The organism is Streptomyces viridiviolaceus (genome assembly GCF_014650995.1).
Classification (GTDB): domain Bacteria; phylum Actinomycetota; class Actinomycetes; order Streptomycetales; family Streptomycetaceae; genus Streptomyces; species Streptomyces viridiviolaceus.
The window spans coordinates 377,821-403,428 of sequence record NZ_BMWA01000002.1 but is presented as its reverse complement, the minus strand read 5'-3'; the positions used below and the strand labels follow the sequence as shown (position 1 = coordinate 403,428).

Genomic DNA, 25,608 nt, shown 5'->3' with positions numbered 1-25,608 from the left:
CCGGCCTGGCCGACGGCCGGTGACCGAGACCGGACGTCAGTGCCCCGCAGCCCCCGGCCGGACCGCCGGCCATCGGACGGTGACCGAACCGGACGCCGGTGACCCGGCCTCCCGGTCGGCCCGACGGACGGTGACCGGTGGTCGGGACCGTGACCGGCACAGCCGGTGGCCGGTGGCCCATGGACAGGCCCGGCCCGCGCCCCTCGCAGCGCTGCGGGCGCCGGGCCGCGTCGGCCGTGTCGCCGAACGGCCCACGCCGAATCGCGCACCACCCGCGCGGCGCCGACGATGAACGGGATCGTTCCGGCCGGGTACGAAGGGTGACAGCCATGCTGCGAGAGCAATCCGGTCGCGGCCGACGGGCCGTCGTGGCGGCACTCGCCTGTGCCCTGGCCGCCGTCGTGCTCACCGGGTGCGGCGACGACGGCGCCGGCCCCACGCCGACACCGACACCCACCAGCCCCGATGAGGCATCGTTCTCCGGACAGCCGCCCTCGCTGCTTGCCTCACAGGCGGCTTCGGCGATCGCCTCCGCCCGGGCTTCAGCCTCGGCGGCGGCCTCCTCGGCATCCGCCCGCGCCTCCGAGTTCGAGGCGTCCGTCGAGGCCGAGGCCGCCCGCGCCGGTGCCGCCGCGGAGAAGGTGCTCAAGGACGTCGAGGGACGCGGCAACGCGGTGTCCGACGTCGGCATGACGGGCCTGCCGAGGAACGAGACCAGCGGGTTGCTCGCCGTGCTGGTCACGATCACCAACAAGACCGACGAATCGGCCTCGTACGCCGTGCAGGTCGATTTCGAGGACTCGTCCGGAAAGGTCGTCGAGACGAGGTTCGTCGGCGCCGAGGACCTCGAGCCGGGCGAGAAGGAACAACCCATCGCGTTCAGCCGACAGCCTGCGGACGCACAGCTCACTCCCCGTCTCGCCAAGGCACAGCGGTACTGACGTCACGGGTGGATCCGAGCCATGGAGGAGTGATGGGCAACCTGGTGGTCGTGGGAACGGACGGCTCGCCGTCGAGTCTCGCCGCGGTGGAGACGGCCGCCAGGGAGGCCCGGCGGCGGCGCGCGGACCTGCGTGTGGTGTACGCCCTCAACTGGCCGGTCAGACCCATGTACACGCCGCTGGACACCACACCGCTCACTCACCGGCTCAGCGAGGCCGCGGACCGTGCGCGGAGCGTGGCCCCGGAGGTGACGGTCGCCGAGGCCATGGTGCCCGGCGACACGGTGGCGGTGCTGGAGGCGGAGTCGGGGGCGGCGGACCTGCTGGTCCTGGGGGCACGCGGGGCGGGAGGCGTCCTCGGCATGCTGCTGGGATCGACGGCGGCGTCCCTGACGGCCCACAGTCGGTGCCCGGTGCTGGTGGCCCGCGAGGAGTCGGCGGAATCCGGTCCGGTCGTGCTGTGCGTCGACGGCTCGCCCGCGGGTGAGGCAGCGGTCGGGTTCGCCTTCGCCGAGGCGGCGCTGCGCGGGGCCGAGATCGCCGCCGTGCACGCATGGCTGCCGGATCACGCCCCGGCCGGTACCGGCGTCGAGAGCGCGGAGCGGCTGCTGGCCCAGGCGCTCGCCGGGCACGCGGAGACGCACCCGGACGTCACGGTCAGGCGCGAGGTCCTGAGTGGCGACGTCCGGGAGGTGCTGATCGACAGGAGCAGGAACGCACAACTCGTGGTCGTCGGAGCCCGGGGCCGCGGGGGGTTCACCGGGCTGCTGCTGGGGTCGGTGAGCCAGGCGCTGCTGCACCATGCGCACAGTTCCGTCGCCGTCGTCCGCGGCCGGGTGTGACCGGACGCGTCGTGCGAGTCGGTCGGGTCGCGAGTCGGGTGGGGCTCTGGAACAGTGGCAGAGGTGAGTGCGCCGACCGCGACGTCCTGGCCGGCCGGCTCGGCCGACGCCGCGGCCACTTCATGCCGCACACGCTCCTCGACTCGCAGCTCGCCACCCTGAACCGCTCCAAAGTGACGAGCCAGGAGCCGAGTTGGACGCCGCACCCGCCCCCGGGCACCATCGTCGACACGGCCATGGCCGTGCTGCCGACCGGGTGACACACGTTGCGCGGCGCCCATTCACCCGGACAGACCGCTGCGGTGGCCGGGGGCGGACGTCGGAGCGACGCTGGGAGCGTCGATGCAACGCGACCGCCCCGACAAGGCGGTGTTCGGCGATGACCACACCCTGCGGAAGGGCCATGACGTGGCGCAGACACCAGGCGGAGTCCGGCAACGCCCCCACAGCAGCGCGCAGCCACTGGGCGGGGGCCCTGCCCTTTTCGCCGGCTGGGCGCTGGAGTTGAGCGGTACGCTCAGCATTCTCCTCGGCGTCGTCGGTGTCACCCGCGAGACCATCTTCAGCTCACCCGACTACACCTACGAGTTCAGTCTGACGGCCTGGGGCTGGATCCACATCGTCCTCGGCATCGGGCTCGTCGCCGCCGGCTTGGGAGTGCTGATCGGCCAGAGCTGGGGCCGGGGGGCCGGTATGGCACTGGGCGCGGTCAGCCTGATCACCCAGTTCATGTTCCTCCCCCACTACCCGCTCTGGTCGATCAGTGTGATGACGCTCGACCTCCTCGCCATCTGGACGTTGGCCAGGTTCCTCGCGGCGGGCGACTAGCGCAGGCGTCCCCGCTTCGCCTCCATCGCCGCCTTGCCCTCCGCGCCCCTGCGCTTCCACTCCCGGCGGATCTCGGAGCGCAGACGCGCGTCGGTCTTGGCGACGATGCGCTGGTTCTCCCGCATCAGCTTGCGGTAGCTCTCCAGCCGCCGCTCCGGCAGGTCGCCCGAGTCGATGGCGGCGCGCACCGCGCAGCCGGGCTCGGACTCGTGGGCGCAGTCGTGGAAGCGGCAGTCCTCCGCCAGTTCCTCGATCTCGGAGAACACCTGTCCGACCCCGCTGCCCGCGTCCCAGAGCCCGACGCCGCGCAGCCCTGGCGTGTCGATGAGCACTCCCCCGCCGGGCAGCGCGAGCAGATTGCGGGTGGTCGTGGTGTGACGCCCCTTGCCGTCGACGTCCCGGGCCGCCTGGACGTCCATGACGTCCTCGCCGACCAGGGCGTTGGCCAGGGTCGACTTGCCCGCGCCGGACTGCCCGAGCAGCACCGCCGTACCGCCGGAGACGACGGCGGCCAGGACGTCCAGCCCGTCCCCGTACGCGGCGCTGACGGGCAGCACCGGCACGCCCGGCGCGGCCGTCTCGACGTCCTGGACGAGGTACGACAGCGTCGCCGGGTCGGTGACGAGGTCGGCCTTGGTGAGCACGACCACGGGCTGCGCCCCGGACTCCCAGGCGAGCGCGAGGAACCGTTCGATCCTGGCCAGGTCCAGTTCGACGGCGAGCGACACGGCGACGATGGCGTGGTCGACGTTGGCCGCGAGGATCTGCCCCTCGGACCGCTTGGAGGAGGTGGAGCGCACGAAGGCGGTACGGCGCGGCAGATACGTCCGTACGTAGCGGGGGTTGCCGCCGGGTTCGACGGCGACCCAGTCGCCGGTGCACACCACGCGCAGGGGGTCGTGCGGGGTGACGAACGCGGTGTCGGCCCGCAGGATCCCGTCGGCGGTGACCACGTCGCACTGACCGCGGTCGACCCGGACCACGCGTCCGGGCAGCAGCCCTTCGGCGTCGTACGGGGTGAACGCGTCGGCCCAGGCGTCGTCCCAGCCGTAGGGAGCCAGCGCGGAGAAAACGGAGGTGGAAGTCAAGGGTGCCCCTTCAAGGGGTGGCCCCGGCAGGAAGGTTGGGGTCAGCCGGCGGCCACGGAGGTGGACTCGGTGAACTGGATGCGGGCAGGGCCCATCGCCATGACAGCCATCGGTCGACACCTCCTCGTCCTCACTCGTTCCTGCGGCGGCAGCCAACGGCCGCCGCGCTCTGCGAGCTCACCTTAGAGCGCTGCGCGCCCCGGGCGCCATCGGTTTTTCCGGCGAGCCGGGAAAGAGGCCGTCAGGCCCTGGCGCACTCCCGCCCGTTCAGGGTGAAGTCGGACGGCGGGGAGTTCTCGCCGCGCCAGGAGGCGAGGAAACCGAAGGCGAGGTGGCCGTCGGCGGGGACGGCGGCATTGTGGTCGGCGGCGGTGGCGGTGACGTGGGCGCCGTTCTGGGAGGCGGTCGCGTCCCACATCTGGCGGACCCGCTGTCCGTCGGGGAAGGTCCAGGCGACGCGCCAGGAGTCGAGGGGGCGGCCGGGGGTGACGGTGACGGTGGCCTGGAAGCCGTCGGGCCACTGGTTGACGACGTCGTAGCGCACGCGGCAGGTCGCGGGCGCGGTCGTGCCCGGGTCCGGCGGGTTTCCGGCGCCGGTGGTGGACGACGAGGGGCTGCCCTGGGGTTCCGGGTCGGGGTTCGCCGTCCGCGGGTGCGCCGGCCGTGGGCTCGTCGTCTTCGCGGGGCGTCCTTCCGTTGCCGCCCCCGGCGTTACGGCCTTCGGGGTGCCGGCGGACGGCTCCCGGGTGCCGGAGGCGGGGCCCGCGGCCGGGGAGGGCTGCGACGGACCGGGGTCGGCCACCGGCCGGCCCGCGGCGGTCCGGCCGGCCGGCGTGGTGTCCTCGGGGGTGCCGCCGAAGGGCATCAGGGAGGCGGTGAGCGCCACCGCGGACACCAGGGCGGCCGTGAGGAGGAGGCCACCGCCTGCGAGGCGGGCCCGACGCGTGCCCTCCTGCGTCGCGCGCGTCTCGCCGCCGTCGTCGTCGGCCGGTGCCGGGCGTCCGGCGCCGCGTCGCGCATCGGCGGCCCGGCTGCGGCGTTCGAGGTAGGCGGGGCCGCCCCAGCCGAGGACGGCGTCCGCGAGGGCCGCGGGCAGTGCTCCGCCGTGTGTGCGCAGGCAGGCGGCGGCCTCCGCGCAGTCGGCGCAGCCGGCGAGGTGGTGCGAGAGGTCGTCGGGGACGTCGGCGGCGGGCGTCCGTGTGACCGCGTCCAGCAGACGGGCGTAGGCGCGGCACCGCGCCTCCTGCGATGCGTCGAGGTGGCCCTGCCGGCAGCGGTCCCGGAACTGATCGCGGACACGGGCGAGTTCGTGGGGCGCGCCGGCCGGGTCGAGGCCGATCCTGCGGGCGACGACGGGCAGCGGCAGTGCCTCCACGTCGGCCAGCCACAGCAGTTCCGCGTCCGGTGCCCGCATGTCCCGCAGGCCGCGCAGGGCGAGGGGGCGGCGCGCCGGCGGTCCGGTGTGGCGGGCCGCTGCGTTCGACGTGAGCCACAGCCGCAGCCCGGGGTCGAGTTCGTGCCCCTGTCCGCCCTGCTCCCAGGCCGCCGCCGTGGCGCGTACGGCGGTCAGCAGCAGGGGGATGCGGGGCAGCCGGGCGGGTCGGCCTCCGGCTCGCCGGGCCGTGGGCGCGGCCCCGGCGCGGGCCTCGCGCATGCCGTGACCGAACGCCTCGGTGGCCAGCCGGGTGGCGGCGGACGGCCCGGCCGTGCACAGGTCGGCGTAGCAGAGCACCGCGTCCCAGCACTCGGCCAGCAGCGCGGCCCCGGCGGCGTCCTGGGGGCTCGGCAGGTCGGGCATCGGTCTCCTGCATCCACGGGCGAGGTCAACTCAGGTCACTGATCGCGCAGTTGGGGGAGGGCCTCGCGGCAGGCGCCGAGCCTTTCACGTCTTCGGCACGGCTGACAAGCGCCGTGTTCGACGGCCGGCGGACGCGTGTGCGGGCGTCGGCCGGACCCGGAACGGCCCGGCCCCCGGACAGGACATACGGGGGCCGGGCCGGTTCCGTTCACACCTCGACGGGCTCGTCCGCCGGCAGGCTGTCCATGAAGGAGCTGACGGAGAAGACCGCGTTGCCGGCGCCGGGCGGGCCGTAGCCGGGGGGCGAGGAGAGGCCGAAGTCCTCCATGGTCTGCCGGTACGCCTGGAGCAGCCGGATGTGGTACTCCAGCGGAGCGCCCTGCGGGTTGGCCTTGCCGAGCGGGGTGGTGGGCTCGGGGCACCAGGTGGTGAACCGGGGCGTGATGCCGTGGGACATGAAGAAGCGCAGGCCCTCGGTGGTGGAGGCGATGGCCTCGTCGACGGTCTTGAAGCCGAAGGGCTCGGCCATCTCCACGCCCGCGACGAAGTTCGGGATGACGTTGCGCGCGCCGAAGACGTCCGCCGAGTCCAGGATCCGCCTGTGCCACTCGTCACGGCCGACGTACCGCTCCTTGCCGGGGCAGTACATCTTGAACAGGTACTCGTCCCACACCTCGAAGTTGGGGTGGTAGATCTGCACGCCGTAGTCCTTGAAGCGCTGGACGTCCGGCTTGGGCAGCGCCTGGGCGACGACCTTGCCGATCCAGCGGCCGGGGAAGCGCTCCTCGATGGCCTTGGCGTAGTGGCCGTAGAAGTCGGCCTCGTCGCGGCCGGAGACCGTCTTGGTGATGGCGCCGCCGGTGAGGGTGTAGGCGGTGGATGCCTTCGCCGTGTCGTACCGGTCGATGATCTCCAGGGCCTCCAGCACCTCCTCGACGTCCTTGACGCCCGTGTACGGCCGGCCGGCGGCCTTGTGCTGGCGCCAGTTGTGGTTGATGTCGCAGTACTGGCACTCCTCCTTGGCGCCGAAGTACTGGCAGACCCGGAAGACGGTCAGGTAGATGAGGTAGCCCCACTGGATGGTGGGGGCCACCTCCATGACCGACTTTCCGTTGGAGAGGGTGTGCCGGTAGTACTCGGGCATGGGCGGCACGCCGACGTCCGAGATCCGCTTGCCGTCCAGGTAGAGGCCGAGCTGGCCGTGCTCGTCGGCGGCGACCCGGTAGGGCGAGGCGGGGTTCACGCGGACCGAGACGACGGTGCGGCGCAGGTCGTACGGGCCGCCGGTGAGGATGATCTCCTCGGGCGGTCGGCGCAGCGCGGCCTCGCCGAGCTCGGGCAGGGTGCCGTGGTCGAAGGAGAAGATGAAGTACGACTTCGGCTTGACCTCGCCTCCCTCGTTGTCGCTGAGGGCCGACGGGTCGAAGGCCACCCCGCCGCGGAGCAGGTCTTCCTTGAAGACGGCTTCCCGCGGTACATGCGGAAAGCGCTCCATCAGATCCTCGACCAGCGCGGTACGGCTGCCCATCCCGTGTCTCCTCCCGGCTCAGGCGTTCGACTTCTCACGGTATGCCCCCGCCCGTGCGTCCCGGCTGCCGGGGCCCCTCCCGGCGCGCCAGGTAGGTTTCCGGCGGAGGACTCCTGGTCCTCCCGGATCTCAGGGAGGGGCTGCGGTATGACCGACATCACCGTGACCAATTGGGCCGGCAACATCACCTACTCGGCCAAGGAACTGCTCAGGCCGCACTCACTGGACGCGTTGCGGGCGCTGGTGGCGGACAGCGCGCGGGTGCGGGTACTGGGCAGCGGGCACTCCTTCAACGAGATCGCCGAGCCGGGTGCCGAGGGCGTGCTGCTGTCGCTGGCCGCGCTGCCGCCCGAGATCGACGTCGACACCGCGGCCCGTACGGTGCGGGTGGGCGGCGGCGTCCGGTACGCGGAGCTGGCCCGGCTGGTGCACGCGCGGGGGCTCGCGCTGCCCAACATGGCGTCGTTGCCGCACATCTCGGTGGCCGGGTCGGTGGCGACCGGCACGCACGGCTCCGGGGTGGGCAACGGGTCGCTGGCGTCGGTGGTGCGCGAGGTGGAGCTGATCACGGCGGACGGCTCGACGGTGACCGTGGCGCGCGGCGACGAGCGGTTCGGCGGTGCCGTGACCTCCCTCGGCGCGCTCGGCGTGGTGACCGCGCTCACCCTCGACCTGGAGCCGGGCTACGAGGTCGAGCAGCATGTCTTCACCGAGCTGCCGTGGGCCGGACTGGACGCCGCGACGTTCGGGACGGTGATGGCGGCGGCGTACAGCGTGAGCCTGTTCACCGACTGGCGGGCGCCGGGCTTCAGGCAGGTGTGGCTCAAGCGGCGCACCGACCGGCCGCTGCCCGACTTCCCCTGGGCCGCGCCGGCCACCGAGAAGATGCATCCGGTGCCGGGCATGCCCGCGGTCAACTGCACGGAGCAGTTCGGAGTGCCGGGGCCCTGGCACGAGCGGCTGCCGCACTTCCGTGCCGAGTTCGTGCCCAGCAGTGGGGCCGAGCTCCAGTCGGAGTACCTGATGCCGCGCGAGCACGGCCTCGACGCGCTCCACGCGCTCGACGCGGTCCGGGAGGCGGTCGCGCCGGTGCTGCAGACCTGTGAGGTGCGCACGGTCGCCGCCGACGAGCAGTGGCTGAGCCCGGCGTACGGGCGGGACACCGTGGCGGTGCACTTCACCTGGGTCGAGGACACGTCGGCGGTGCTGCCGGTGGTGCGGCGGGTGGAGGAGGTGCTGGACGGCTTCGGGGCGCGCCCGCACTGGGGGAAGGTGTTCACGACGCCTGCGGCGGTGCTGGGCGAGCGCTATCCGCGTCTGGCCGATTTCCGGGCGCTGGTGGAGGAACTGGATCCGCGGGGCACCTTCGCCAACGCGTTCGTGCGGGAGGTGCTGGGCGGGTGAACGACCGGCGCGCGCAGGCGTACGCCGCCGAGGGTGCCGTGTGGGCCCGGCTCGCCGGACTGCTGCCGGGGGCCGACGACGCCGACGAGGTGCAGGGGTGCTGGGACATCGGGGAGCAGGAGGCCGGGCTGGAGGTGCTGGTCGGGCGGCTTCTGGAGCAGGAGTTGGCGGTCGACGACGCGGCCCGGGCCGAGCTGGCGGTGATGGCCGGGCAGTGGGGGGTGTGGGACCGGCTGGGGACGGGGATCGTGGCCTGCCGGCCGGACCCCGCCCGACCCGCGCGGCTGCGGGTGTACGAGGACGGCGCCGAGCCGCCGGTGCCGGCGTGGTCGGTGCTGCCGGATCCCGTGTCGCGGGAGCTGCGGCTCGTCCCGTGGATCGCCTGTGCCGGCTGCGGGCTCGTGCTGGCCCGGGCGCACACGTACGAGGAGTGGGAGGAGCTGTCGTACCTCGCGCAGTCGTACGTCGTGCACGCGCCCGGCGGGAGCGGCGCGCCGCGCGTGTTCGAGCGAGCGGAGGACGGGGCGGCCTGGTCGGCGCTGGCCGTCGTGCGGGACGGCTGCGGGTGCGGGTGAGCCGTCCGGTTCAGGTGTGGCCGGACCGGCGGACGGGGGTGAACAGCGCGACGACCGCGATCAGGACGCAGGCGGCGCCGGCCACCAGGGCGACCGGTGTGGTGCCGTGCCGCTCCGCCGCCCAGGTGAGGACGGCCGCGCCGATGGGGGCCGCCGAGTACTGGAGCGTCCAGTAGGCGGAGGTGACCCGGCCCAGCAGAGGTTCCGGGGTCACCTCCTGCCGCAGGGACATCGAACAGGTGCCGGCCATGCCGGCGCAGGCCAGGAACGCGGCGCTCAGGGCGGCGACCACGGGGACGTCCCGGGCCCAGCCCAGGCCGGCGAACGCCAGTCCGCACACCGCGACCGAGCCGGTCCAGGTCCGGCCGAAGCCGAGCCGGCGCCGCACGCGGGCCACGAACAGCGCGCCGGTGATCGTGCCCAGCGCGCCGACCGCCATGACGGTGCCGACCGTGCCGTCGTCGTGGCCGAGGTCGTGCTTGAGGTGGTAGATGACCAGGTCGTTCAGGCCGAGGGTGAGGAAGCTGAACCCGCAGAGCAGGACGGTGAGCGTGCGCAGCACCGGGTGCCCGTACAGGAAGGACACCCCGGCCCGCAGGTCCTGCCACAGTCCGGGCCGCCCGCCCGGCGTGTCGTCCGCGGCACGGGGCCGGAAGCGTACGAAGACCATGCAGGCGGCGGAGACGCCGAAGCTGGCCGCGTCCACGCCGACGGCGGTGGCCGGGCCCGACCAGGCGGCCACCAGGCCGGCGCACAGCGGCCCGAGGATCCCGGCCGCGGCGGCGGTCGCGTTGAGCCGTCCGTTGGCCTCGGTGAGCTGCTCGGTGCCGACCAGTCCGCGTACGACGGTGACGTAGCCGACGGCGAAGAGCATGCCGACGGCCTCGCACAGCGGCAGGACGGCGTACAGCAGCCAGATCTGCGGGCCCAGCAGCCACACCACGGGGATCACCCCGTAGAGCACCATCCGTACGAGGTCGCAGCCGATGAGCAGCCTGCGGCGGTCGACACGGTCCACCACGGCACCGGCGAACACCGCCGCCAGGACCGCGGCCGCGCCGCCCACCGCCGTCAGCAGCCCCATGCGGGCGATCGAGCCGGTGGCCTCCAGGACCAGCAGGGGCAGCGCGATCAGGGCGAAGGAGTCGCCGAGGACGGAGAGGGTCTGCGCGGTCCAGAAGACGCCGAAGTCCCGTTGCCGCCACAGGGGGCGCGGGCCCGGGCCGGCGTCCCGCTCGGTCCTCGGGCGGTGTGCCTCGTGCGTCATCCGGTTGTGCCCCCTCGCCGCGTGCCCGGTGCCGGGCAAGACTAGGGCGACGCGGGGAGGGAGCGGTACGTGTTTTCCGCGCGGTCAGTGGTCCGCGCAGCAGGGCGTCGGGGCCGGGTCCTCGAACGGGACGAGCGTGCCGCCGGCGGCGGGCATGGCGGCGAGGACCAGTTCGCCGTCCTCCCACCGGGGGCGGACGAACTCCCGGGTGACGAGCCGGGTCGCGGGGTCGGGCTCACCGGGCGTGCCGAGGACGCGGACCCGCGCGATCGCGGAGCGGTCCAGCAGCTCCGCGACCGTGAGGGTGCCGGTGAGTTCGGTGACGCCCGGGTAGAGCACCGCCCGTCCGTGCTGGTCCCACACGCCGTCCGTCACCGCGTGTCCCTGGGCCGCGAGCGCGCTCCGCGCGGTGGCCAGCACCGCCGCCGAGCCCGCGCCGAGGGACAGCGCCACGCGCGGCCGGCCGCCGTCCCGCACCAGGTGGGTGCAGCCGAACGCGTCCTCGGGGAGCGCGAGTCCGGCCGCGAGGTCCTGGAGCAGGTGGTCGGCCTCGCGCAGCTTCGTCACGGTGGTGTCGATGCCGATGACGTACGGCGGTGGGGTCACGACGGCAGGACCCAGACCGGGTTGGAGTAGAACCACAGGTCGCGCCACGGGTCGGCGTCACCGACGACGTCGATGGCCGGGCCCGCCGGGTCGACCGACGCGCCCATCGCGCCCACGGCGGTCCGGTTGCCGTCGGTGCCGCGCAGGCGGAGGTAGACCGGGCGGTCGACGCGGCCGAGGTCGTAGGTGAGGGTGACCGTGCCGGCGTTCTTGTTCACCTCGTAGGACTTGACGACCCTGGCGCTCGGGGCGGTGAAGGTGTCCTTGTCCTTCACCTCGCCGGTGACGTCGCCCTGGATGACGTCGACGCGGGCCAGGGTGGGCTGGAAGCCGGCCCAGTTGGGGCCGCCCGCGAGCGCCACGTCCACGGTGAGGGTGACGCGGGTGCCCTTCTTGACCTGGAGGGCTCCGCCGAGGGTGGCCCAGCGGCTGCCGCCCGAGACGCGGACGTCGAGGCCGCTGATGAGCTGGCCGTGGTCGACCCAGACTCGGCCGGCGCGGATGCCGTCCATGACGGCGGCGTAGGAGAAGTCCTCGGCGCCGACGTGGGTCCGGCTGTAGTAGCCGGGCCAGTAGTCGTTCTCGGTGATGTCGATCGAACCGCCGTAGACCGGGTCGTCGTAACGGCCGTTGGTGTTGAAGTCGCCGCCGCCGCGGGCGGCGGTGTCGCCGTAGACCTGGTGGGAGTCGGAGTTGGCGGTGATCCACCAGGGCTTGCCCTCGGCGAGGAGGCTGTCCCACAGGCCGCCGACGGTGGCGGTCATCCAGTCGAAGCCGCCCCAGGTGCGGTAGCTCTCCAGCGGGTAGCCGGCGAAGGAGTCGCTGCCGGGGCTGTTGTTGTAGATGCCGCGGGCGCCGCCGGGACCGAGCGGCTTGGGCAGGCCGCCGGCCTGGTGACCGGGGGCGCCCTCCATGCCGACGGCGATGCGGTGGCCGGCGGATGTCGCGTCGCGCCATGCGCGGATCTCGTGCGGGGAGTCGATGCCCTTGCGCGCCGGGTGGTTGGCGAGCATCAGGGCGTCCTTGACCTTGCGCCGCTCGACCTGCTCGGACAGGAAGGCGAGGCCCGCGATGGCGAGCGCCTCGTTGGCGGGCGAGGAGCCGGTGGCGGCCTTGACGGCACCGTCGTAGCCGGTCTCGAACTGCTTGAGTACGGAGACCTCGTTCTTGCCGGGGTGGACGAAGACGGTGCCGTGCTCGGCGGCCGGGATGTTCCACTCCAGGCCCTGGAAGACGAGGGTGTCCTTGTGGGCGGAACGGGCCTGCTGGATGTCCGGGTTGACCTTCTCCACGCCGATCCTGGCGTGCGTGCCGCTGCCGTGGTCGGTGATGACCAGCCAGTCCATGCCGTGCCGGGCGCCCTGGCGGACCTGGTCGATGACCCGGTACTTGCCGTCGCTGCTGTACTGGGTGTGGATGTGGTGGTCGCCGGCGAGCCAGAGGAAGCCCTTCTTGCGGCGGCTGTCGGCAGCGGCCTGCGCGGGCGCGGCGGCGGTCTGCGCGAGGACGGTCCCGGCGGCGAGTCCCGCGCCGAGGAGGCCGGCCCGGCGCAGCAGGCCGCGGCGCGACTGCTGTTCGGGGGTGAGGGCCTCGTCGGGGACGGTGGTGTCGAAGGCGGCGGGCAGGGGCGGCGCGGCCTCGTGCTCGTGCGTGTGGGTGTGTCCGTGGTGGTGGTGGCCGTGTGTGTGCCCGTGCCCGTGTCCCATGAAGCCCCTCCTGGATACCGCCGCCGTGCGCGGCTGTGAGGAGAATCGAGGCAGAAGATGAACGTTGAACGACCACCGGGTGAGTCGCGACCGACCCGGACACGACCGGTCGCACCGTCCCTCACAGGCTTGGCTGTACGTGGGTTCTGCGAGCGGGGTGCCTGTGCGGGCCCCCACACCGACACCGGCCCGCCCCGGTGCCCGGCGGCCCCGGCCCTTCGGGCCGCTCACACGCACACGGGCGCATGAAGGACTCCGTATAGGCTGCTCCCTAGAAGCCCTAGGTTCCCGGAGGTCCCGCCATGCCCCGTGCCGGACTCAGCGCCGACCGCGTCGTCGCGGCCGCCGCCGATCTCGCCGACGAGGCCGGCTTCGAGAACGTGACGCTGTCCGCCGTGGCCCGGCACTTCGGCGTGAAGGACGCGAGTCTGTACACGCACGTCAAGAACCTCCAGGAGCTGCGCACGCGCGTCGCCCTGCTCGCCGGTGCGGAGATGATCGACGAGATCGCGGAGGCGGTCGCGGGGCGGGCCGGAAAGGACGCGCTGGCGGCCTTCGCGGGTGCCTACCGGGAGTACGCGCTGCGCCACCCGGGCCGGTACGCCGCCACCCAGATCCGTATCGACCAGTCCTTCGTCGCCGACTCCCCCGCCCTGCGGCGCACCGCCGAGATCACCTACGGCATGCTCCGCGCCTACGGCCTCGACGAGCCCGACCTCACCGACGCGGTGCGCCTGCTGCGCAGCACCTTCCACGGCTACTGCGCCCTGGAGGCCACCGGCGGCTTCGGCGCGCCGCGGGACGTCCAGGCGTCCTGGGACAAGGCGGTCGACGCCCTGCACACGGCGCTGGAGCACTGGCCCCGGGAGAGCGACGGCTGATCCGCGCCCCACGGCTGCCGGTCACCCGGCCCGCCGTCGCCGCTCAGCGCCCGGACCTCGTCGTACGTCGGTGCCGTGCCGCGCGGGGACCTGCCGGACCGGATGTCGGCCACCGTCTCCAGGGCCGCGCCCAGCGCCCTGCGGTACAGCAGCGAACCGAGGCTGACCCGCCGTACGCCCAGGTCGGCGAGGTGCCGCAGGGAGGGACCGCCCGGGGTGTACAGGACGTTGAGGGGGACGTCGAAGCGCTCGGCGACGGCCTTGATCGTCCCGGGATCGGTGAGGCCGGGGACGAACAGGCCGTCGGCGCCCGCCTGCCGGTAGGCGTCGAGGCGGCCCGGTGTGCCCTCTCCGTCGCCCAGCCAGTACGTGTCGGTGCGGGCGTTGACGAAGAGGCCGGGTGCCGCGGACTTGACCGCGGCGATCTTCGCGGCGTGCCGGCCGACGGGCCCGAGGCCGTCCTCCAGGTTGATGCCCACGGCTCCGACGACCGCCAACTGCAGCGCCAGCTCCGCCACTTCGTCCGGATCGTCGCTGAAGCCGTCCTCCGCGTCGACGGAGAGCAGGAAGGGCTCCGAGCCCAGGGTGAGCGCCAGCCGGAGCGTCTCCGCGCGGGTCGCCGAAGCGCCGTCGGGCAGCCCCGCGGCGGCGGCGACCCCCAGGCTCGTCGTGCCGATCGCCTCGAAGCCACGGTCGGCGAGGGCGAGTGCGGAGGCGTGGTCCCACGCACAGGGGAGCAGCAACGGCTCCCCGGACCGGTGGAGGTCGGCGAAGGCGGTCACGAGAGATCCCCCACCGCGTCGGCGTAGTACGTGGACTCCTGGACGTGCAGGGCGAGTTCGCGGAAGCTCCAGCCCTCGCCGGGCGAGTGGTCGAGCTGCTCGTCGGTGAGCGCGTCTAGCCGGTTGGCCCAGATCCGGGCGAGCCGGGTGAGGCGGCTGCGGGCCTCGTCGAGGTCCTCCTGGGTGAAGGGGGCGCGGTCCGCCTCCGTCGTGACCGCGGAGGCGTGCCAGTGGTCGGGCTGGGTCCGCTCCCCGGCCAGCCGGGCCTCCAGCTCCGCGAGGTGGTCGACCATGTGGTCGGCCACCCGCCGGATCGCCTTGTGCGGGGTGTAGACGCGGCCGTCGACGTGAGCGGGCTCCCCGTTCCAGGCGGTCCAGGTGGCGGCCAGGGCGAGGACGTGGTCGACCATGCCGGTGACGGCTTCGACGGGCGTGACGGTGGCGGTGGTGTTCGTGTCGCTCATGTCCCGCACGCTACGGTCCGGTCGCTTCGGTCCCGGCCGAACTGTTCTCGCACGTCGGCGGGGTGTCCCGGGGCGCCCAGGGCGCCCCGGGAGGCTCAAGCCGTCCGCCCCTGAGGCGTGTCGGCGACCGGGACGCCGAAGTCCGGGGTGCCGTCCGCCTTCCAGCCCAGCTTCTGGACGCGGGTGTGGCGGTTGGGATCGTTCAGCGGGTCGCCGACGATCTCCCTGTACTGGCGGGCGTGGTAGACGAGGACGTCGGTGCGGCCGTCCTCGGCGACGGTGAAGGAGTTGTGCCCCGGGCCGTACTGCCGGGTGGTGTCGTTGCTCGTGAAGACCGGGGTCGGCGACTTGGCCCAGTTGGCCGGGTCCATCAGGTCGGCGTAAGGGTGGGACAGGACGAGGTCAACGGGTCCGGCACCGGCCGAGGTCCCCGGGGCCGTCGACCGGACCGGAACTCGCCGATCCGTTCGGCTAGCGTCGTTGCCATGGCCGGCGACATCACGCACACCCCGCACACCCCCACTTCCCTGGCCGAGGCCCTCACGGCCGGGCCCCTCGTACTCGACGGCGGCATGTCCAACCAGCTGGAGGCCGCCGGACACGACCTGAGCGACGAGCTGTGGTCCGCGCGGCTGCTCGCCGAGCGGCCCGAGGCGGTCACCGAGGCGCACCTCGCCTACTACGAGGCCGGCGCGGACGTGGCGATCACCGCGAGCTACCAGGCCACCTTCGAGGGCTTCGCCCGGCACGGCACCGGGCGCGCCGACGCGGCCCGGCTGATGGCGTCGAGCGTGGAGCTGGCCCGGGAAGCCGCCCGCCGGACCGGGACGACCCGCCCGCTGTGGGTGGCGGCGTCGGCGGGCCCCTATGGCGCGATGCTCGCCGACGGCTCCGAGTACCGGGGCCGCTACGGGCTCACCGTCGCCGAGCTGGAACGCTTCCACCGCCCCCGTCTGGAGGTCCTCGCCGCCGCCCGGCCCGACGCCCTCGCCCTGGAGACGGTCCCCGACACCGACGAGGCCACGGCACTGCTGCGGTCGGTGCGCGGACTCGGCGTACCGGCCTGGCTGTCGTACACCGTCGCGGGCGACCGCACCCGGGCCGGCCAGCCGCTGGAGGAGGCTTTCGCCCTGGCCGCCGACGCGGACGAGATCGTCGCCGTCGGCGTGAACTGCTGCGCCCCCGAGGACGCGGACCGCGCGATCGGCGTCGCGGCACGGGTGACGGGCAAGCCGGTCGTCGTCTACCCCAACAGCGGAGAGTCCTGGGACGCCGGGGCCCGCGCCTGGACCGGCCGCTCCACCTTCGACACCGAGCGGGTGAGGGCCTGGCGGGAGGCGGGGGCCCGGCTCATCGGAGGGTGCTGCAGGGTGGGGCCGGAGGCGATCACCGGGATCGCCCGGGCCCTGTCCGGACCGGCCACGGGGGCATGAGGCCCGTCGCCCCCTTCGACGAGGAAGGGGCCCGCCGTCACGGGCAGACCGTGCCGTCCTCGGGGAGCACGCCGTCGAGGAGGTAGCGGTTCGCCGCCGTGGCCACGCAGGCGTCGGTGCCGTACGCGCCGTGTCCCTCGCCCTCGTGGGTGAGCACGACGCCGACGCCCTCGCCGAGCTCGTCGGCCATCCGCAGAGTGCCCGCGTACGGGGTCGCGGGGTCGCCGGTGGTGCCGACGAGGAGGATCGGGGCGGAGCCCGCGGCCTGGACCTGGGGATCCCTGCCCTCTCCCTCGACGGGCCAGCCGGTGCACGACAACAGGGACCAGGCGAAGGATTCCCCGAAGACGGGCGAGGCCTCGCGGAACGCGGGCATCGCCGCCCTCACGTCGTCGACGGTGTAGCGGTCCTTGTCGTCCGCGCAGGTGATGGCGCCGAGGGCGTCCCACAGAGTGGTGTAGCGACCCTCGGAGTCACGTTCGCTGAGCTCGTCGGCGAGAGCGAGCAGGAGGTCTCCGGTCTTCTGCCGCTGAACCTCCGTCAGGGCGTCCGTGAGAAGCGGCCAGAGGTCCTCGGAGTAGAGCGCGAGAAGGATGCCACCCAGGGCGAGTCCCTGGGTCAGCTTGCGGCCGTCCTCGGTGGGCAGCGGGCGTCCGTCGAGTTCGCCCAGGAGGTCGGTGATCGTCCGGCGACCCTCCTGGACGGTGCGGCCGGCCGGGCAGTCCGGCTTCGCCGCGCAGTCCTCGAGGTAGTGGTCGAGGGCGAGCTGGAAACCCTCGGTCTGGGTGAGGTGTTCCTGCGCCGCGTCCTGGGTGGGGTCGGAGACGGCGTCGAAGACGGCGCGGCCCACGCGCTCGGGGAACAGGTGGGCGTAGACACCGCCGAGTTCCGAGCCGTAGGAGAGGCCGAAGTAGTTCAGCTTGTCGTCGCCGAGGACCTGGCGCAGCAGATCCATGTCGCGGGCGGCGTTGGTGGTACCGACGTGGGAGAGGACTTGGCCCGAGTTCTTCTCGCAGGCCGCCGTGTCCTTCTCCGAGTGCGCGATGAGGGCCCTCAGCTCCGCGTCGTCGTCGGGACTGTCGTCGATCCTCTCCGCCGCCTCGTCCTTGGCCTTGTCGTCCAGGCAGCGCACGGGTGCGCTGGCGCCGACCCCTCGCGGATCGAAGCTCACCAGGTCGTAGCGGGAGTGCAGGGCCTGGTAGTCCCGGTCGACCGAGGTGAGCAGGGGGAGGTAGGCGACACCGGAGCCGCCGGGGCCGCCGAAGTTGAACACGAGCGAGCCGATGCGCGGCTGCCCCTCCTCCGGCTTGGCCTTCGCGCGGATCACGGCCAGGTCGATGGTCTCGCCGTCGGGACGGCCGTAGTCGAGCGGGACCTCGAGGGTGGCGCACTCCCAGGGGGTGCCGTCGGGCAGTGGTGCCGGGGCGTCCGCGTCGGCGGCCTGGAGAGGGGTGGGCGCGGGGCACTTCCTCCACTCCAGCCGTTGGCCGGTCAGCGTGCGAGGGAGGGGCGCGGTCGTGCCCTCGGCGGCAGAAGGGGACTCTGCCGGCGAACCGGAGGGATCGTCTGTCGGAGGAACCCCGCCACCGTTGCCACCGGCGCATGTCGCGGTGGCAACGGCTATCAGCAGGGCTGTGGCGGCCAGGGCTTTCGTTCGGGCGGACATCGGCGTGGACTGCACGGTCCCTGTTTCAGGCATGCTCGCTCCATCCCCCCAATAGTCACCTTTCTGGCGTAACCGGGAATGACTGTAGAACGGCGGTACGACCCCGGCCGGTTTACCCCGCCATTCGGGTGACTCGCCCGGTATCAAGAATGCGGCTGACCAGCGAACTCGCACCACACGATCTTCCCCGGGTCCCGCTCCCCCACGCCCCATTTGTCCGCCAGCTCCGACACGAGCAGCAGCCCGCGCCCGCCCTCACCCGGCTCCGGGCCCTCGCCCTGCGGTACGGCGGGGACTCCGTGCCCGCTGTCGTGCACCTCCACCCGCACGCCGTCGCCGTACGGCAGCAGCCGCAGCAGGAAGCCACGGCCGGGCGGCACGCCGTGCACGAGGGCGTTGGTCACGAGTTCGCTGACGCAGAGCACGATGTCGTACGCCCGTTCCCGCATGCCCCAGTCGCCGAGCGCCTGGCGTGCGAACGCGCGGGCAGCCGGCACGGATTGGCGTTCACGCCGGTAGAACCGCTCGCGCGGGGACGGGGGTTGAGTTTCGTCGTTCACGTGACGAGTGTCACGCTGCGTGGCCATCATGAGACAGTACGTGCGCCCGTACAGCTGGTTCGTACGGGTCCGCGATGGTGAAGGTACGCGCGCGGGTGGGGAGTTCGACCGCATGGGCACGACGACACGGTCACGACGGGCACGACGGAACGCCTCGGCGATGAAGATGGTGGGTGCGCTGCTCGCGCTGCACCGAGAGGCGGCCGGGTACACACAGAGGTCGCTGGGCGAACGGTTCGTCGTCGGCGAGCAGCAGATCGCTTCGATCGAGCAGGGCAGACGCCCACTGAAGCCCGATCTCGCCGAACAGCTCGACGAACTCCTCGACACGAAAGGCGCGTTGAGTGCTGCCCTGAAATACATGCCGGAGGTGGATCTGGTACCGCTGTGGGCGGAGGAGTACCTGGACCGGGAGCGGGAAGCCATCGCGATCTCGTGGTACGAGGGGCTGGTCGTCCCGGGCCTGCTCCAGACCGAGGCGTATGCCCGAGCGGTGTTTCGCAGTCGCGTACCGGTCTACGACGAGGACGAGATCGAGCAACTGGTGGCCGCCCGCATCGAACGGCGGGAGTTACTGCACCGGAGGGTGCCTCCGACGGCCAGCTTCGTGATCTGGGAGGCGGCCCTACGGGACCACCTCGGCGGACGAGGCGTCTATGCCGAACAGGTGCAGCACCTACGCGAGTACGCCGAGATGCCCGGGATCGCATTGCAGATCCTGCCTCTGGGCCGCACCTCGCACGCGGGCCTCGACGGTCCGTTCATTTTGCTGGAGACGCCCGAACACCAGCGACTCGCGTACACCGAGACGCACCGGGGGAGCCAACTGATCGCCGACCCCGACGGGGTGGGGATCCTGACACAGAAGTATGCGATGCTGCGGACGCAGGCCCTCAACACCGAGGACACGAGGGACCTGTTGGACCGTCTTCTGGGAGAAGCATGACCGGCACCGCGCTCGAATGGTTCAAGTCCAGCTATAGCGGCAGTGAAGGCGGCGCCTGCCTCGAAGTCGCATTCCAGCCCGCCACCATCCACGTCCGCGACTCCAAGACCCCCGCCACCCCCCACCTCACCGTCACCCCCGAAGCCTGGACCGCCTTCCTGCGCCTGGCGCGGTGACGGCGGTGTCGGCCGTCCACAGGGCCAGCTCGCGGTCGCGCAGGCCGTACGTGGTCAGCGGCGGGGCGGCGTCGAAGACGCGGATCGGGTGCGAGGGGTCCCAGCGCCGCCAGCCCGGGTCGCCCTCGGTGGCGAACCGCACCCAGGCCGAGTGCATCGTGTCGGCCAGCTCCTGAGGGGCTCCCTCTCCGGCGAGCTTGCGGGACTCCGGCACATCCCCCGTGTCGAACACGAAGCCCAGCTCCAGCGCGTGACAGGAGCCGAGGCCGGGCAGCAGTGACGGCCAGGTGAACTCGTACACGTACGAGGGCGCCGTACGGCCGTCGGCGAGGCGGTGCAGCGGGATGCGGAGCAGGTGGTCGGTGACCAGCTGCCCGACGGTCTCCGCGGTACCGGCCTCGGGGTGCAGGTCGCGGTAACCGCGGACCACCTCGTGGCCGCAGTGGCAGCGGGCCCTGGCGGCGGCCAGGGCGACCGGGCCGAGCCGGTCGACGCGCTCCAGCAGCCCGCCCGGCACCAGCCACAGCCGGTACTCGTCGCGGGTCCAGCCCATGAGCAGTTCGACACCAGGGGCGGCGCCACCCTCGGTGAGCGCCTCCAGCGGGTCGCGGGGTACGAGGTCGTCGTCGACGACGATCCCGAAGGCGGGGCCGCCGAGCACCGGGCTGCTGAGCCGGCCGGCCTCGCCCTGGGCGCGCAGCAGCAGGTCTCGGTCGGCTTCGGCGAACGCCTCGGCGGTGGCGGGGATCTTCAGCCGGGTCGCGATGCGGCGCACCATCCGGCGCACCTTGTCCCGGTCGGACGCCTCGGGCGCGCCGCTCTGCAGTACCGCCCGCCGGACCAGGCCCTGGGCCTGCGGGGCGGCGATCAGGGCGCCGGTGCTGATGGCCCCGGCCGACTGGCCGCCCAGTGTCACGCGGTCCGGATCGCCGCCGAAGGCCGCGATCGAGGCGCGCACCCATTGGAGGGCGGCGAGCTGGTCGCGCAGGCCGGCGTTGGCGGGGGCGTCCGGGAACAGACCGTAGCCCTCGACCCCCAGGCGGTAGTTGACCGAGACGAAGACGACGCCGTCGCGGGCGAAGGTGCGGCCGTCGTACACGGGCACGGCGGACGAGCCTCTGGTGAGGGCACCGCCGTGCAGCCACACCAGCACCGGCAACCGTGCGCCCGGCCCGGGCTCGGGGGTCCACACGTTCAGGTTGAGACAGTCGTCGCCGGGCACGACGGGGTCGGCGAGGTACTGGGCGAAGGCTTCGGAGTACGGCGGTTTCGGCGCCGTCGGCCCGAAGGAGCCCGCGTCGCGCACCCCGTCCCAGGGGGTGGGCGGAACGGGCGGGCGGAACCGTCGGGGGCCGAACGGTGGTGCCGCGTAGGGGATGCCCCGGAACACCGCGACGCCGTGTTCCCATCTGCCGCGTACCGCGCCGTGCGGCGTGCTGACCACGGGGGATTCCTGGCCTGCCGTCATACGCCCACCAGCCCTTCAGCGCGCTCGTGCACCGGTAAGAACAGAGCAACACGAAGCTCGGCGGTATTCCGCCGCACAACGGTCCCAGTCGCCCGTTCGGGGGACGACGGGATCGGCCGCATTCCCCCGCTTCACGCCGGGTCGCGGCACGCACCGGGAGCGGGAAGCGCTTTCCGCGGCCGGGCCGGGCCGTCAGCCGCCCGCTCCGGCGTCGTTGTCGGGCGCCCCGTCGCCGATCGGCGGCAGGTCCCCGCGCTCCACGGGCGCGGTGCGCTCGGGGGCGACGGAGGGCAGGAGGGCGGCGGCCTCGGCGGCGTCGGGCCGGTGGACGGCCCCGGCCGCGGCGCGCAGGACGTCGCGCGGTACGGCGTCCGTCTCCCCGGAGACCCGCACCACGTACCCGTCCTCCGGCAGGGCGTACTCGTGACGTCCGGCGCCGGTGCGGTACCAGGCGTCGCCGTCGCGGACGCATGCGGTGCGCTCCCCGGCCATGTCGCCGACCGGCTGGGCGGGGCAGGTGTCCGCGGTGATCGAACCCCGGTCGACGGACAGGCGGAGCTGGGCGCCCGTTTTCCGTGAGACGTAGGTGGCGGAGAATCCGTCGTCGCCCAGCACGCCGACGGACTGCTGGGCCAGGGTGAAACCGGGGGCCTCGGTGACGTGGACGAGTTCGGGCGCCACGCCCAGCGCCCTCGCCCGGGCGTCGAGTTCGCCGTGGTCGGCGGCGGGAGAGGCACCGGCGGCCGGGTCGGAGGCCGCCTTCTCGGTACCGCAGCCGGCGAGCAGCAGCAGGGCCGGCAGCAACAGCGGCAGGACGCGCGCGGCACGTGTCATGCGGCCATCCTGCCGCACGGGCGTGTCCCGTACGGGCCCGGACCGCATACGCTCGGCGCGGTGAACGCCCTTCCCGCCCTGCTGGACCACCTCGTCCTGGCGACCCCCGACCTCGCCGCGACCGTCGCCGACTTCACCCGGCGCACCGGCGTCGCCCCCGCCCCCGGCGGTGTGCACGTGGGCCGCGGTACCCGCAACCACCTGGTGTCGCTGGGCGGCACCGGCTACCTGGAGATCATCGGCCCCGACCCGGAGCAGTCCGAGCCCGACGAGCCGCGCCCGTTCGGTGTCGACGAGCTGACCGCGCCGCGGATCGTGACCTGGGCGATCCGCCCGCCCGACCTGGACGCGGCGGTGGCGGCGGCCCGGGCCCACGGCCACGACACCGGCCCGGTGCGTCCGATGAGCCGCCGCCGGCCCGACGGGACACTGCTCCGGTGGCGTCTGACCGACGGCGGTTCCGACCCTTCGGGGCTCGTGCCCTTCCTCATCGACTGGGGCGACACCCCCCACCCCTCGGCGGACCTGCCGGTCACCGCGCTGGTGGAGCTGACCGCGAGCGCCCCCGACCCGTCGGCCCTCCGTCCGCTGCTGTCCGCGCTCGGCACCGCGCTGCCGCTGACCGCCGGGCCGGTGGGCTGGTCCTGCACGGTGGACTCGCCCCGGGGGCCGGTGTCGTTCGGCTGAGCGAGCGCCACCGCGAGGCGCGTGTCCGATTCCTTCAAGACGTCCGTCGCACGCCCTGCCTACGGTGGCCGCATGACCGCACGATTCAACGCCATCGGCCTTGTCGTCTCCGACATGGCCGCCTCCGTGACCTTCTACCGCCGCCTCGGTTTCGCCTTCCCCGAGGGCGCCGAGGAGCAGCCGCACGCCGAGGCCGAGCTGCCCGGCGGGATCCGGCTGCTGCTCGACACCGAGGAGACGGTCCGTTCGTTCCACGCCGGGTGGCAGCCGCCTGCCGGAGGGACCCGGTCCTCGCTCGCCCTGCTGTGCGACTCGCCCGAGGAGGTGGACGCCCTGTACGAGGAGCTGACCGGTGCCGGGTGCCACGGCGAACTCAAGCCCTGGGACGCCTTCTGGGGCCAGCGGTACGCCGTGCTGAACGACCCGGACGGCAACGGCGTCGACCTGTTCGCTCCGCTACGGCCTGAGTAGCTCCCCGGGCGTGGCCCCGGCCAACTCCCCGACCTCCCGGGTGAGATGCGCCTGGTCCGCGAACCCGGCCCGGGCGGCCGTCTCCGCGAGGGGCAGGCCGCCGCGGGCCAGCGTGAGCGCGCGCTGCAGTCGTAGCACCCGGGCCAGCGTCTTGGGCCCGTAGCCGAACGCGGCCAGCGAGCGGCGGTGCAACTGGCGTGCGGTGACGCCGAGTTCGTCGGCGGTGGCGGCGACCGGGCGGCCCGCGTCGAGGGCGGCCACGATCCGGCGGAGCAGCGGGTCGGGGGGTTCGGTGTCCGCCGCCCGGGACAGGGCCACCTCCTCCAGGCCGCTCACCGGGTCGGCGGCCGCGTTCACGCGCGCCGTGACGCGCCGGACCTCCGCGGCGGGCCAGAGGTCGGCGAGGTCGACGCGCCGGTCGCGCAGCTCCCGCGCGGGCACGCCGAGCAGGGCGGGCGCGGTGCCGGGAGGGAAGCGGATGCCCGCCCAGCGGGCGGGGGCGCCCTCGGTGACGTACGCGCGGGTGTCCGGGCCGGCGACCAGCAGCCGGCCCTCCTTCCACAGCAGGTCCATGCAGCCGTCGGGCAGTACGCGTCCCGTGCCGGACCCGGACGGGGTGCTGGTCCACACCACCGCTCCGGCCAGCCGGGACGCCCGCTCCGCGTACACGCGGGCAAGGCTACGCCGCTACGCCCTCCCTGTCCGGTGCTCCTGCGGGCTGACGCCGTACACCCGCTTGAAGGCGGTGGACAGGGCGAACGCGCTGCCGTAGCCGACCTGGCGGGCGATGGCGCCGAGGGTGTCGTCGGTGTCGCGCAGCCGGTCGGCGGCGAGGGCGAGACGCCAGGCGGTGAGGTGGGCCATCGGGGGTTCGCCGACCAGCTCGGTGAAGCGGCGGGCGAGGGCGGCGCGGGAGACCCCGGCCTTGGCGGCGAGGGACGCCACCGTCCAGGGGTGCGCGGGGTCGGCCTGGATCAGCCGCAGCGCCCGGCCGACGACCGGGTCGCCGAGCGCGCGGTACCAGGCGGGTGCCTCGGCCTGCGGGCGGGCGAACCAGGCCCGCAGCGCGGCGATGACCAGCAGGTCCAGCAGCCGGTCCAGGACGACCTCCTGCCCCGGCTCGTCCCGCGTGACCTCCGCCATGAGCAGCGGCGTCAGCGGGCAGTCCCACACGTCGGAGGTGAGGGACAGCAGCGGCGGCAGCGCGTCCAGCAGCCGGCCGCCGATCTCGCCCCGCACGAGGTAGGTGCCGATCAGCAGCACCGCGGCGCCTTCGGTCCGGTCGCCCCAGGTGCGCACGCCCAGGTCCATCGAGCCGTTCAGCGGACGTCCGTCCGGATGGCTGCACTCGCCGCCCGGCAGGATCAGCGCCTGCGGCGGTGTGCCCGGGTCGTCGGCGCAGGTGTACGGGTCCGGGCCGCGCGCGACGGCGAGGTCGCCGGCCCGCAGCCGCACCCGCTCCCCCGTCTCCGGCACGATCCACGCGTCGCCGCGGACCATCAGCATCACCGTCAGTGGTGCCTCGTCCTCGACGCGCACGGCCCACGGCGGGTCGAAGCAGGCGCGGATCATGAACGCGCCACGGGCGCGGGGGCCCTCCAGGAGGCCGGCGAGTGCGTCCATGGCGTCAGCGTAGACGCACGCGCATGGGGGCGAGCCGCTCGGCCATGGGCCCGCACGCGGCCCGGCAGTCGACTGGAGCCATGACGGACACGGAGCGGGACATGACGGTGGTGGTGACGGGCGCCTCGGGGCGTGTCGGACGGCGGCTGGCGCACGCGGCGCGGGCGGCCGGGGCGGCGGTGCGGCCGGCGTCCCGGGCGAGCGGCTTCGACTGGCAGGACCGGTCGACCTGGGCGGACGCCCTGCGCGGCGCGGACGCGGCCTTTCTGGCCCACCCCTCGGACGTCGGCGCGCCCGACGCCGCGGAGGCGGTCGGTGCGCTGGCGCGGGAGGCGGCGGGGCTCGGTGTGCGGCGGCTGGCGCTGCTGTCGGCGCGGGGTGAGGAGCAGGCGCGGCCCACGGAGGAGGCGCTGCGCGACGCGGGCGCGGACTGGACGGTCGTGCGGTCCGCGTGGTTCGCGCAGAACTTCAGCGAGGGTCCGCTGGTGGCGGAGCTGCGCGAACGGGGGGAGCTGGTGTTTCCCGCGGGTGAGGTCCAAGAGCCGTTCGTCGACGCGCGGGACGTCGCGGACGTGGTGGTGGCGGCGCTGACCTCCGGCGACCGGTACGCCGGGCAGGTGCTGGAGGTCTCGGGGCCGCGGCTGCTGACCTTCGGGGAGGCGGTGGCGGAGATCGCGAAGGAGACGGGCCGGGCGCTGACCTACCGGGCGGTGTCACCGGCGGAGTACGGCGCGAACCTGGCGGCCTTCGGGGTGCCGGACGAGGAGGCCGCGTTCCTCGTCGGCCTGTTCGCGTCCCTGCTCGACGGGCGGAACGCCCACCTGTCGGACGGCGTCCGGCAGGTGCTGGGCCGCCCGCCGCGTGACTTCGGCGGCTACGTGCGGGACGCGGCGACGGCGGGGGCGTGGGACGCCTGAGCGCCGGTCGCGGCGGGCCCGCCGGCGACCACGGCCGCCGGGTTCCGCGGGTCCGGGACGTGGCCCGCACCGCCGTCACGACGCGTCAGCCACACACCGGGACGACGGACCCGCCCG

Annotated in this window: 26 protein-coding genes and 2 pseudogenes; 13 read left to right on the top strand and 15 right to left on the bottom strand. The window is 73.8% G+C overall.

All coding sequences use genetic code 11. From position 1 onward, the window contains the following. The first annotated feature begins 329 nt into the window (after positions 1-329). The 4 genes from IE260_RS03855 (at position 330) to IE260_RS03840 (ending at position 2,611) form a co-directional block, all read left to right on the top strand. Positions 330-941: a hypothetical protein gene (locus tag IE260_RS03855; RefSeq protein WP_189869011.1), complete on the top strand. Its 612-nt coding sequence runs from the start codon at positions 330-332 to the stop codon at positions 939-941. Positions 942-973: 32 nt separating this feature from the next. After that, positions 974-1,783 (top strand): universal stress protein, encoded by an 810-nt coding sequence (locus IE260_RS03850; RefSeq protein WP_189869010.1) that lies wholly within the window; start codon positions 974-976, stop codon positions 1,781-1,783. A 38-nt stretch (positions 1,784-1,821) separates the two neighbouring features. After that, a complete protein-coding gene (locus tag IE260_RS41465) occupies positions 1,822-2,043 on the top strand; it encodes a hypothetical protein (RefSeq protein ID WP_229880397.1) in 222 nt (73 codons plus the stop codon). 82 nt (positions 2,044-2,125) lie between these two features. Next, positions 2,126-2,611, top strand: a complete 486-nt coding sequence (locus IE260_RS03840) for a DUF7144 family membrane protein (protein ID WP_229880396.1) — start codon at positions 2,126-2,128, stop codon at positions 2,609-2,611. Here the strand turns inward: IE260_RS03840 and rsgA are convergent. The 3 genes from rsgA to IE260_RS03825 form a co-directional block, all read right to left on the bottom strand. Next, the gene (gene rsgA / locus IE260_RS03835; protein WP_189869009.1) at positions 2,608-3,699 is read right to left on the bottom strand and encodes a ribosome small subunit-dependent GTPase A; all 1,092 of its coding nucleotides are present in this window, start codon (positions 3,697-3,699) and stop codon (positions 2,608-2,610) included. The two genes, IE260_RS03840 and rsgA, sit on opposite strands and share 4 nt — an antisense overlap. A gap of 241 nt (positions 3,700-3,940) precedes the next feature. Continuing rightward, positions 3,941-5,497, bottom strand: coding sequence for a cellulose binding domain-containing protein (locus tag IE260_RS03830; RefSeq protein ID WP_189869008.1), 1,557 nt, complete (start codon positions 5,495-5,497; stop codon positions 3,941-3,943). A gap of 208 nt (positions 5,498-5,705) precedes the next feature. Further along, on the bottom strand, positions 5,706-7,025 hold the full coding sequence (locus tag IE260_RS03825; protein WP_189869007.1) for a radical SAM protein: 1,320 nt from the start codon (positions 7,023-7,025) through the stop codon (positions 5,706-5,708). A 147-nt stretch (positions 7,026-7,172) separates the two neighbouring features. Here IE260_RS03825 and IE260_RS03820 point away from each other — a divergent pair, with 147 nt between their 5' ends. Together IE260_RS03820 and IE260_RS03815 are read left to right on the top strand one after the other, a co-directional pair. Beyond that, on the top strand, positions 7,173-8,429 hold the full coding sequence (locus IE260_RS03820) for a D-arabinono-1,4-lactone oxidase (protein WP_189869006.1): 1,257 nt from the start codon (positions 7,173-7,175) through the stop codon (positions 8,427-8,429). Continuing rightward, positions 8,426-9,004, top strand: coding sequence for a hypothetical protein (locus IE260_RS03815; RefSeq protein WP_189869005.1), 579 nt, complete (start codon positions 8,426-8,428; stop codon positions 9,002-9,004). Before IE260_RS03820 ends, IE260_RS03815 begins: the two co-directional genes overlap by 4 nt. Positions 9,005-9,014: 10 nt before the next feature. On the opposite strand, the gene IE260_RS03810 is transcribed toward IE260_RS03815, so the two are convergent. The 3 genes from IE260_RS03810 to IE260_RS03800 form a co-directional block, all read right to left on the bottom strand. Next, positions 9,015-10,271, bottom strand: coding sequence for an MFS transporter (locus IE260_RS03810; protein WP_189869004.1), 1,257 nt, complete (start codon positions 10,269-10,271; stop codon positions 9,015-9,017). An 84-nt stretch (positions 10,272-10,355) separates the two neighbouring features. Beyond that, positions 10,356-10,877, bottom strand: coding sequence for a hypothetical protein (locus IE260_RS03805; RefSeq protein WP_189869003.1), 522 nt, complete (start codon positions 10,875-10,877; stop codon positions 10,356-10,358). Next, entirely contained in the window at positions 10,874-12,583 is a 1,710-nt protein-coding gene (locus IE260_RS03800) for a PHP domain-containing protein (protein ID WP_189869002.1), read from the bottom strand. The genes IE260_RS03805 and IE260_RS03800 overlap by 4 nt, the downstream gene beginning before the upstream one ends. Positions 12,584-12,885: 302 nt before the next feature. Between IE260_RS03800 and IE260_RS41460 the strand changes: the two genes are divergently transcribed. Then, positions 12,886-13,464: a TetR-like C-terminal domain-containing protein gene (locus IE260_RS41460; protein ID WP_229880394.1), complete on the top strand. Its 579-nt coding sequence runs from the start codon at positions 12,886-12,888 to the stop codon at positions 13,462-13,464. 44 nt (positions 13,465-13,508) lie between these two features. Here the strand turns inward: IE260_RS41460 and IE260_RS03795 are convergent. The 3 genes and pseudogenes from IE260_RS03795 to IE260_RS03785 form a co-directional block, all read right to left on the bottom strand. Continuing rightward, positions 13,509-14,246, bottom strand: a pseudogene (locus IE260_RS03795) (isocitrate lyase/PEP mutase family protein); the annotation flags it as partial. After that, entirely contained in the window at positions 14,243-14,710 is a 468-nt protein-coding gene (locus IE260_RS03790) for a hypothetical protein (protein WP_189869000.1), read from the bottom strand. The pseudogene IE260_RS03795 and the gene IE260_RS03790, both read right to left, overlap by 4 nt. A 95-nt stretch (positions 14,711-14,805) precedes the next feature. Beyond that, positions 14,806-15,090: pseudogene (locus tag IE260_RS03785) on the bottom strand (family 43 glycosylhydrolase); the annotation flags it as partial. Positions 15,091-15,195: 105 nt separating this feature from the next. Between IE260_RS03785 and mmuM the strand changes: the two are divergent. Beyond that, complete coding sequence (gene mmuM, locus IE260_RS03780) at positions 15,196-16,143, top strand: homocysteine S-methyltransferase (RefSeq protein WP_189868999.1); 948 nt, start codon at positions 15,196-15,198, stop codon at positions 16,141-16,143. A gap of 37 nt (positions 16,144-16,180) precedes the next feature. Here the strand turns inward: mmuM and IE260_RS03775 are convergent, their stop codons facing one another. Then, on the bottom strand, positions 16,181-17,842 hold the full coding sequence (locus tag IE260_RS03775) for an alpha/beta hydrolase (protein ID WP_189868998.1): 1,662 nt from the start codon (positions 17,840-17,842) through the stop codon (positions 16,181-16,183). Positions 17,843-17,952: 110 nt separating this feature from the next. Further along, the gene (locus IE260_RS03770) at positions 17,953-18,369 is read right to left on the bottom strand and encodes an ATP-binding protein (protein WP_229880392.1); all 417 of its coding nucleotides are present in this window, start codon (positions 18,367-18,369) and stop codon (positions 17,953-17,955) included. A gap of 112 nt (positions 18,370-18,481) precedes the next feature. On the opposite strand from IE260_RS03770, the gene IE260_RS03765 reads away from it, so the two are divergent. Then, the gene (locus tag IE260_RS03765; protein WP_189869059.1) at positions 18,482-19,315 is read left to right on the top strand and encodes a helix-turn-helix domain-containing protein; all 834 of its coding nucleotides are present in this window, start codon (positions 18,482-18,484) and stop codon (positions 19,313-19,315) included. Beyond that, positions 19,312-19,491 carry a DUF397 domain-containing protein gene (locus tag IE260_RS03760; RefSeq protein WP_189868996.1) on the top strand — a complete coding sequence of 60 codons (180 nt, stop codon included), beginning with the start codon at positions 19,312-19,314 and terminating at the stop codon, positions 19,489-19,491. Before IE260_RS03765 ends, IE260_RS03760 begins: the two co-directional genes overlap by 4 nt. Here the strand turns inward: IE260_RS03760 and IE260_RS03755 are convergent. Next, positions 19,448-20,959, bottom strand: a complete 1,512-nt coding sequence (locus tag IE260_RS03755; RefSeq protein ID WP_189868995.1) for a carboxylesterase/lipase family protein — start codon at positions 20,957-20,959, stop codon at positions 19,448-19,450. The two genes, IE260_RS03760 and IE260_RS03755, sit on opposite strands and share 44 nt — an antisense overlap. A 192-nt stretch (positions 20,960-21,151) precedes the next feature. Continuing rightward, entirely contained in the window at positions 21,152-21,793 is a 642-nt protein-coding gene (locus IE260_RS03750; protein WP_189868994.1) for a hypothetical protein, read from the bottom strand. 60 nt (positions 21,794-21,853) lie between these two features. On the opposite strand from IE260_RS03750, the gene IE260_RS03745 reads away from it, so the two are divergent. Next, a complete protein-coding gene (locus IE260_RS03745) occupies positions 21,854-22,480 on the top strand; it encodes a VOC family protein (protein ID WP_189868993.1) in 627 nt (208 codons plus the stop codon). Positions 22,481-22,552: 72 nt separating this feature from the next. After that, complete coding sequence (locus tag IE260_RS03740; protein WP_189868992.1) at positions 22,553-22,951, top strand: VOC family protein; 399 nt, start codon at positions 22,553-22,555, stop codon at positions 22,949-22,951. On the opposite strand, the gene IE260_RS03735 is transcribed toward IE260_RS03740, so the two are convergent. Both IE260_RS03735 and IE260_RS03730 read right to left on the bottom strand, forming a co-directional pair. After that, complete coding sequence (locus IE260_RS03735; protein ID WP_189868991.1) at positions 22,937-23,620, bottom strand: helix-turn-helix transcriptional regulator; 684 nt, start codon at positions 23,618-23,620, stop codon at positions 22,937-22,939. The genes IE260_RS03740 and IE260_RS03735 overlap by 15 nt on opposite strands. An 18-nt stretch (positions 23,621-23,638) precedes the next feature. Then, positions 23,639-24,574, bottom strand: coding sequence for an AraC family transcriptional regulator (locus tag IE260_RS03730; protein ID WP_189868990.1), 936 nt, complete (start codon positions 24,572-24,574; stop codon positions 23,639-23,641). An 80-nt stretch (positions 24,575-24,654) separates the two neighbouring features. On the opposite strand from IE260_RS03730, the gene IE260_RS03725 reads away from it, so the two are divergent. Beyond that, a complete protein-coding gene (locus IE260_RS03725) occupies positions 24,655-25,491 on the top strand; it encodes an NmrA family NAD(P)-binding protein (RefSeq protein ID WP_189868989.1) in 837 nt (278 codons plus the stop codon). The last annotated feature ends 117 nt before the right edge of the window (positions 25,492-25,608 follow it).